The following is a 4,162-nucleotide window of genomic DNA, read 5'->3' as shown; positions in this document are numbered from 1 at the left end:
CGTACCTGCTTCGCGACGGAATGTTGTATATCGGTGTAGAACACGACGGCGGAAATCTGGAAATCCGATTCTAACAAGAAGCGCGATGCATCCATGATTCGCTCTCCCATCCCGCTTCTTCGATCAAACGAGGAAGCGGGATTTTATTATAGATATCTTCCCGTATCATTGGGCGTAAAGGGGTGGATGCGTGTAGAGGGTTGTTCGAGTTCTCTGGTCGGATGAACACTTTGGTTTTGTCCTTCTATTCCAGCAAACAGGAAGGGGAAATTGTGAAATGAGAAAAAGCTTGATTCGATCGCCGCTTAGTCTTTTGTTCAGTCTTTTGCTTGTCTTTTCACTCTTGACACCATCCGCCTACGCAATCGACGGCGTCTATCACTATCCGTACGGTTGGGACGACCCCTACAATATCCAGCCGACAGAGCTTTCTCCGCGCGATCCGATGGCGGGAGATACCGTCTATGTGCATATTACCACCTGGCCGATTGAATCCGGCCAGACAGCCTGGGTCACCTGGACGAAGAACGGCGTCACGCAGCCGGCCGTGGGCGCGTCCTGGGACTACAACAGTGGCAACAACACTTACTGGGTGGCGAACCTGGGCACTTTTGCCAAGGGGGATGTCGTTACCTACACCGTTCACGGCAACAAGGACGGGGCGAATCAAAAGGACATCGGGCCGTACACCTTCAAGGTGACGGGCTGGGAATCGGTGGCAAGCGTCAGCTCAATTACGAACAGCACGAATCACGTCGTCTTGAACGCGGTGGCGAATACGGGAACCTATTCCCCGAAAATCAATATCGCATTTACGGCGGACGACGTGTTCCGGGTGCAGCTTTCGCCTAACGGAAGTGGCACTTTTGCGACGGGGCTCAGCAACTACACCGTGACGGACAACTCAACGCAAACCTGGATCAACACGTCCAAGCTGATGCTCAAGGTGACGAAAAATCCGTTTCGTCTCGATGTGTACAAGCCGGACGGCACGACGCTAATCGCGAGAGAGTACGATAGCGCGACCAACCGCAACATGGCTTGGGCGACGGACGGCAGCTCCGTGATTACGCGGGTCGAGGATCATTTGTATTCTCCTTCCACGGAAGCGGTCATGGGCCTGGGCGAGCACTACGACCAACTGAACAAGCGGGGGCAAGTCGTTCAGAACTACGATTACAACCAATACAAGAATCAGGCGAGCGGCGACAAAACGTACATGTCCATCCCGTTCTTCCTGAACTCCAACGGTTACGGGATCTACGTCAACTCCACCTATTACTCCAAATTCGACCTGGCGAATTCCCGCACCGACATGCTCGGCTTCACGGTCAATACCAGCGGCAGCACCAGTTCGCTGCTTGATTACTACTTTGTCGGCGGAGACGATCTGAAGGGTGTAGTTGCCAATTATGCCACGCTGACTGCAAAGCCGAATGCACTTCCGAAATGGGCGTACGGCCTGTGGGTCTCGGCGAACGAATGGAGCACCCAAGCGAAGGTAAACACCGTCGTCAACAACCTGAACACCTACCAGATTCCGGCCAGCTCGCTGGTGCTGGAGCAGTGGAGTGACGAGAACACCTTCTATATTTTCAACGATGCACAGTATACGCCCAAAACAGGCTCTCAAGCCTTTGCCTACACGGACTTTACTTTCCCGGTCGGCGGCAAATGGCCGAATCCGAAGCAGATGGCGGATAACCTGCACAGCAACGGGCTGAAGCTGACTCTGTGGCAAGTTCCCATCGAGAAGTACATCACCGGTACCTATACGCAAAAAGACAACGACGAAGCCTACATGCTCTCGCAGGGCTATGCAGTAGGCAACGGCAGTGGTGGCGCGTACCGCATCCCGAACGGATCAGGCTGGTTCGATAACAGCCTATTGCTGGATTTTACGAATCCGACTGCCGTGAACTGGTGGATGTCGAAGCGGGCATACCTGTTCGACGGCGTTGGCATCGACGGCTTCAAGACCGACGGCGGCGAGATGGTCTGGGGACGCGTCAACACCTTCTCGAATGGGAAAAAAGGTGATGAAATGCGCAACCAATACCCGAACGACTACGTCGGCGCCTACAACAATTACGCCGCCACGAAGAAGAGCGGTGATTCCGTGACCTTCAGCCGGTCCGGTACCCAGAAAGCGCAGCAAAACCAAATCTTCTGGGCAGGCGATCAGGAATCCTCCTTCACTGCCTTCCAGCAGGCGATGAAGGCCGGCTTGTCCGCAGGCATCTCCGGCGTGCCTTACTGGACGTGGGATATGGCGGGCTTCAGCGGCGACGTGCCGACGGTGGAGCTGTACAAGCGCGGTTTTGAAATGTCCACCTTCGCGCCGATCATGCAGTTCCACTCCGAGAAAGCCGACCCGAGCCAAAACAACGGGTTTAGCGCCGAGCGGACCCCGTGGAACACCCAGTCCCGCTACGGGGACTCGACGGTCATTCCGCAGTTCACGAAATACGCGAACATCCGGTACAATCTCTTGCCGTATATTTTCAGCGAAGGAACGAAGACCGCCAATACCGGCGTGCCAATGATGCGCGCATTGCCGCTGGAGTACCCGACAGATTCGCAAACCTACAATCTCAGCTCGGAGTACATGTTCGGCGACAACCTGCTTGTCGCACCGGTCATCAACCAAGGGGAAACCGTCAAGGACGTCTATCTCCCTGCAGGTGACTGGATCGACTTCTTCTACGGCGCGCAGCGTCCTGGCGGACGGCACATCAACTACAACGCCGACGTGGACACGATCCCGGTTTTCGTCAAAGCAGGCAGCATCCTGCCCATGAATCTGAATGCGCAGTACCAACTCGGCGGCACGATCGGCAACAGCATGACGAGCTACAACAACCTGATCTTTCGCGTCTATCCGTACGGCACGACCAGCTATGCCTGGAACGATGATGTGGGCGGTTCGGTGAAAACGATCACCTCGACCGAGCAGTACGGGCTGAACAAGGAAACCGTCGATCTTCCGGCGATCAACTCCACGAAGACGCTGCAGGTATTCACGACGCAGCCGAGCTCCGTAACTGTTGGCGGCACTACCCTGACATCATACAGCTCGCTTAGCTCGCTGATCGCAGCCTCCACAGGCTGGTACTACGATCCGGTGCAAAAGTTTACCTACGTCAAGCTCGCAGCTAGCGCCTCGGCGCAATCCGTCGTCTTGAACGGCGTGAACAAGGTGGAATACGAAGCCGAATTCGCGACACTAACCAACGTCTCCACCAACACGAATCATACGGGATACATGGGAACCGGTTTTGTGGACGGCTTCGCGGAAGTCGGTGATTCGGTCAGCTTCGACGTCTCAGTGAAAGCGGCGGGCACCTACACCGTCAAACTGCGCTACAGCTCGGCAGGCGGCAATGCTTCGCGCGCCATCTATGTGAACGGGACGAAGATCACGGATGCGACGCTCTCGGCAACAGCCAACTGGGATACGTGGGGCACTACATCGCTCACCCTGTCGCTTAACGCGGGCATGAATACGATCAAGATCAGCTACGATGCGAGCAATTCGCTTGGTATCAATTTGGATCAACTGGCAGTCATCGAGCATTAACGTCATCGTGCTAGAGAATCGGAATCGGGAAAGGCCCGGGAGCGGGAAGTTCCGGAGGGTGTCCACCTTCCCTCTCCCGGAACTACATGAAAGAGAGGCGGTTTACCTTATGAAGATCAAGCGACGGGTCAAAATAGGCCTGGCCGTGATCACCTCTGTTGTCCTTGCGTTTTCCGGCTCAAGGTTCAGTAATCCGAAATCGGCGTATGCCTACGTCGGTTCGCTCGGGAACCTAATCTCAAGCAGCGTCTCCGGTGATACGCTGACGCTGACCGTAGATAACGGCACAGAACCGAACGATGACATTCTCGTGCTGCAGGCCGTGGAGAACGGCATCCTCAAAGTGGATTACCGGCCGAACGGAGTCACTCCCAGCGCGCATACGCCGATGATTGATCCGAACCGCACCTGGGCGGCGGTTGGCGCTACGATCAACACGGCCAGTGATCCCATCACGATTACGACACCGTTGATGAAAGCCGAAATCACGAAAAATCCCGTGCGGCTGACCATCAAGAAGGCGGACGGAACGAAGCTCTTGTGGGAACCATCCACGGGCGGGGTGTTTTACGACGGCATCCA

General features: G+C 55.6%; 1 protein-coding gene and 1 pseudogene. Both read left to right on the top strand.

Annotated features, from left to right (window positions below):
• Positions 1-277 precede the first annotated feature (277 nt).
• Positions 278-3,580, top strand: a complete 3,303-nt coding sequence (locus tag TJ79_RS05030) for a TIM-barrel domain-containing protein (protein WP_040949208.1) — start codon at positions 278-280, stop codon at positions 3,578-3,580.
• 109 nt (positions 3,581-3,689) lie between these two features.
• Positions 3,690-4,162, top strand: a pseudogene (locus tag TJ79_RS05025) (alpha-glucosidase domain-containing protein); the annotation flags it as partial.

The organism is Gorillibacterium massiliense (assembly GCF_000455485.1).
In the GTDB taxonomy this organism is placed as follows: Bacteria; Bacillota; Bacilli; order Paenibacillales; family NBRC-103111; genus Gorillibacterium; species Gorillibacterium massiliense.
This window is presented reverse-complemented; position numbering and strand designations above follow the sequence as displayed.